Source organism: Myxococcus sp. AB025B (assembly GCF_006518215.1).
GTDB classification, from domain to species: Bacteria; Myxococcota; Myxococcia; order Myxococcales; family Myxococcaceae; genus Myxococcus; species Myxococcus fulvus.
This window is the reverse complement of the sequence record NZ_SRLW01000515.1, coordinates 1-3,695: the sequence shown is the minus strand read 5'-3', so window position 1 is coordinate 3,695 and position 3,695 is coordinate 1. Positions and strand designations below refer to the sequence as shown.

Annotated in this window: 3 protein-coding genes and 1 pseudogene; 3 read left to right on the top strand and 1 reads right to left on the bottom strand. The window is 72.3% G+C overall.

The window, feature by feature from the left end:
* A pseudogene (locus FL311_RS45795) lies at nt 1–277 on the bottom strand (RNA polymerase subunit sigma); the annotation flags it as partial.
* A gap of 562 nt (nt 278–839) precedes the next feature.
* Here FL311_RS45795 and FL311_RS41860 point away from each other — a divergent pair.
* The 3 genes from FL311_RS41860 to FL311_RS41850 all read left to right on the top strand — a co-directional run bounded on the left by FL311_RS41860 (nt 840) and on the right by FL311_RS41850 (nt 3,450).
* Nucleotides 840–1,265 (top strand): YeeE/YedE family protein, encoded by a 426-nt coding sequence (locus FL311_RS41860; protein WP_141333198.1) that lies wholly within the window; start codon nt 840–842, stop codon nt 1,263–1,265.
* A complete protein-coding gene (locus FL311_RS41855) occupies nt 1,262–1,681 on the top strand; it encodes a DUF6691 family protein (protein ID WP_141333197.1) in 420 nt (139 codons plus the stop codon). Before FL311_RS41860 ends, FL311_RS41855 begins: the two co-directional genes overlap by 4 nt.
* Before the next feature lie 185 nt (nt 1,682–1,866).
* Entirely contained in the window at nt 1,867–3,450 is a 1,584-nt protein-coding gene (locus FL311_RS41850; protein ID WP_141333196.1) for a class I SAM-dependent DNA methyltransferase, read from the top strand.
* The last annotated feature ends 245 nt before the right edge of the window (nt 3,451–3,695 follow it).

Sequence of the window (3,695 nt, the reverse complement as noted above, 5' to 3'; positions counted from 1 at the left end):
CCAAGGGGCCCGGGGCCCGCCCCTCTTGCTCAATCCCTGACAGCAGACTCGCTGAAGCGCTGCTCCCGCTGGCGCGTGCGCGGTGCAGACGACGCTGGTGCGCGGGCACGTCGATCCCCGACGAGCACGCGGCCTCCTCCGCTGACAAGCCCTCCACGTCCCAGGGGCGCAGCGACTCCCGGTCCGACGTGGACAGGTCCCCGGGCGCATCCCAATGCACCGCCCTCGATTCACGCGCGTGCGCCACGTCGTCGAGCGCGGGCTCAGGGGAGACCATCGGCCGCGCCTGATTCACGCGCGTGCGCCACGTCGTCGAGCGCGGGCTCGGGGGAGACCACCTGCCGCGCCACGGGCGCATCGAGCGACACGCGAGCCCCTTCCGCGCGCCTCCTTCCGGCGCTCCCGTGAGCAGTCAGCACGCGCCACCGGGTAGAGCCATGTCGACAGCCGCGCCTGCTCCCGGAACGCCGTCACCCGCGTTTCCTGGAGCAGGTCCCTGGAGCCGCACAGGCGCAGCAGCCCGAAGCCGTGCACCGGGGAGGCTCATCGGGCGAGCAGCGCCTCCCGGTCCCCCCGCGTCGCCGAGGAGACGAGCACCGCGTCGCCGCGCCCCTTCGCCCTTCGTCTCACCACCACGTCCCTGTCCTCTCCGCGCGTCGAGGCCCCGAGGGAGCCCGAGCGCCATGCCCGCCGGCCTGGGAGCATCCACCCGCCTCAACACGGGCCCTTGAATGCTTTTCCCGGAAGCGGGCTCTCACATCCTGACCGGCGGCGTGCCACGCTCCTGAGCCGGTCGCACCGCTTGCCTCGATTCTCTTCCTCGTCAGGTGCCTGCATCGATGAACACGTTCCTCCTGCCGCTCCTGGGCGGTGTCCTGCTGGGCCTGGGCGCGGCCCTCCTGCTCCTCTTCAACGGCCGCATCGCCGGCATCAGCGGCATCGCCGGTGGGCTCTGGGCGCCCTCGTCGGGTGACACCGGGTGGCGCGTGGCCTTCATCGGCGGGCTGATGCTGGGCGGCGTGGTGCTGGCGGCCGTGCGGCCGTCGGTGCTCGGGGCGCCGGTGCTCACCGGGGTGGGCACCCCGCTCATCGCCGGGCTGTGCGTGGGCTTCGGCACGCGGCTGGGCAGCGGCTGCACCAGCGGCCACGGCGTGTGTGGCCTGGCGCGGGGCTCCAAGCGCTCGCTGGTGGCCACGCTGACGTTCATGGCGGCGGGCGCGGCCACCGTCTTCGTCACCCGGCATCTCGGCGGAGGTGCGTCATGAAGCAGGCCCTCACGGCGGGCGCCGCGGGGCTGCTCTTCGCGGTCGGCCTGGGCGTGGGCGGCATGACGGACCCGACGAAGGTGGTGGGTTTCCTCGATGTGGCGGGCGCTTGGGACCCGAGCCTCGCCTTCGTGATGGCGGGCGCGCTGGGCTCGTACGCGCTGGCGCGCGGGCTCATCCTCCGCCGCGCGGCCCCCGTGCTGGCGGACACCTTCTCGGAGGCGACCTCCGCCTCGGTGGATGGACGCCTGGTGGCGGGTGCGGTGCTCTTCGGCGTGGGCTGGGGCCTGTCGGGCTACTGCCCGGGGCCGGCGCTGGTGGTGTTGCCGGTGGGAGGACTGACGGTGGCGCTCTTCGTGGTGGGGATGGTGGCCGGAATGGGCGTGTTCCGAGCCCTGGTGAAGCAACCTGGGTGAGCAGGCCCATCACACACAACCCCACGGGTGTACGGTGCGGGCTGAAGTCACGCATTGCGGGGCGCCAAATCTCAGACTTCCGGGCATGTGAAGTGATTGGGACATCACATCCGGACATTTGAGTGCGTTTGCAAAGCTTTGAGTGGATCACCGCGAGGGGCGGGGGTGGCTAGGATGACTCCTCAATGCCACGCGCCGCGAATAGGTTGCTGGACGTCGACGAAGAGAAGCTCGTCCACCAGTTCCCCGGAATCGACCGCAAGGCGGTGGGGGCGTTCTTCACGCCCGCGCCCCTGGTGGAACGCACGCTATCGCTCGCGATGGCGCACCTGGGAGCAGGGCCGCTCACGGTGATTGACCCGGCTTGTGGAGCCGGGGCCTTCCTGTCGGCGGCCTCGAAGCTCTGGCCCGGAGCCCGCCTGTGCGGCCTGGAGCTGGACCCGGCCGTCGCCCGGCTGTGTCAGGCCCGCGTCCCCGAGGCGGACGTAAAGGAGGGCGACACGCTGCGAGGCGGACTGGAGCCCATGCTCGCCGCCACGCCGCCCGAGCACCGCGAGCTGTGGGTGGGCAATCCGCCCTACAACGGCACCTCGCCGGTGCTGAAGGACGCGGGCGCGTACGCGAAGCTGCGCGCGCTGTTGCCGCTGGCGCTACCGCCGGGCACGAGCCTCCGTGACGACTTCGCCTTCTTTCTGCTCGTCGCAGCGCACCGGCTGTCCACGCGGCCCGGCGTGCTCGCCTTCATCACGCCCGCGAGCCTGCTGGACGCGTTCCTCTACGCGCCCTTGCGCCAGTCGCTCTTGCGCATGTTGACGCTGCGCGAGGTGGTGGACCTGGGGCCGGGCGCCTTCGCCGGCACGCAGGTGCGCACGTGCATCACCGTATGGTCCTCGCTGCCGGGCCACGTGGACCCGCCGCGCTTCGAGCGCCGGGGGGCGTGGCAGCACTTCACCCCCGAGGCGCCCGAGTGGCGGCTGGCCCCCACGACGCCGGAGGCGAGCGCGCTGGACGCGCGGTGGAGCGCGGAGGGCGAGCCGCTCACCACGCTCGTCCCCGTGAGCCTGCCCGGGGTGAAGACGCGCTTCGACGAGCTCCTGGTGGACGCGGACCCGGAGCGGCTGCTCGCGCGCATCCGCGCCTTCGCGGCGTCCTCGCTGGACGACCTGCCGGACTTCGCGCGGGTGCATGGGCTGTCCGAGGAGCTGCTGCCGAAGCTGCGCGCGCTGAAGGTGGGCCCCGCGCTGGAGGTGGACGCCAGGCACCTGCGGCCCTTCTTCCGGTACGGCGGCGCCCGGCACCGGGGCACGCTGCCTCCGGAGACGCGGGCGTACTGCTACCTGGACCGGCGGCTGATTCCGCGCGGAGACCACCGGCTGCGCGGGCCATACGACCCGCACGTGGGCGCGGTGAAGCTGCTCTTCAACGTGCGAGAGCTGCCCCTGTCCGCGGCGCTCTTGCAGGAGGAGGGCTGCGTCCACGACCACCGGCACGCGCGCTTCGCGCCGCTGTTCGTTCCCAAGCGGCTGCGCGACGAGGGCCTGCGCGTGACGCGCTCGTCCGCGTCCGCCGAGGAGCTGGGGCCGCTGGTGCCCAACCTGTCGCCGCGAGGCCTCGAGTGGGCGGAGACGCTGGGAGGTCCTGAGGAGGCCTTCAAGGCCATCGTGCGATTCCTCAACGGCCCCGAGGTGCAGCGCACCTGGGCGCCGGCCTTCGGCGCTTCACGCGTGGTGCCGGTGCCGCTGGTAGTGCCGCCCATCGGACAGGAGTGAGGAGGCGGTGGGCGGCCCGCATGGTTTCCCTGCGGGCTGCGCGGACAACCGCTAGTGTCCACCTTCGCTGAGCAGCATTTCCCCTCTGGAGGAGGACCTCGACCCATGAAGATTCGCGCGCTGCTGACCGCCACCGTTCTCACCGCCGCCGCGGACAGGGGCAGCTCTCGCACGTTGAAGAGCAGCTTCACCGCGCCCACGTGCGGGTCGTATGGCCCGCGCAGCCGGTGGTCTCCGCGCGGAAT

Bases quoted from the DNA above. Each gene is read 5' to 3' on its own strand.
- FL311_RS41860 (WP_141333198.1), top strand. From the start codon at position 840: ATGAACACGTTCCTCCTGCCGCTCCTGGGCGGTGTCCTGCTGGGCCTG.
- FL311_RS41855 (WP_141333197.1), top strand. From the start codon at position 1,262: ATGAAGCAGGCCCTCACGGCGGGCGCCGCGGGGCTGCTCTTCGCGGTC.
- FL311_RS41850 (WP_141333196.1), top strand. From the start codon at position 1,867: ATGCCACGCGCCGCGAATAGGTTGCTGGACGTCGACGAAGAGAAGCTC.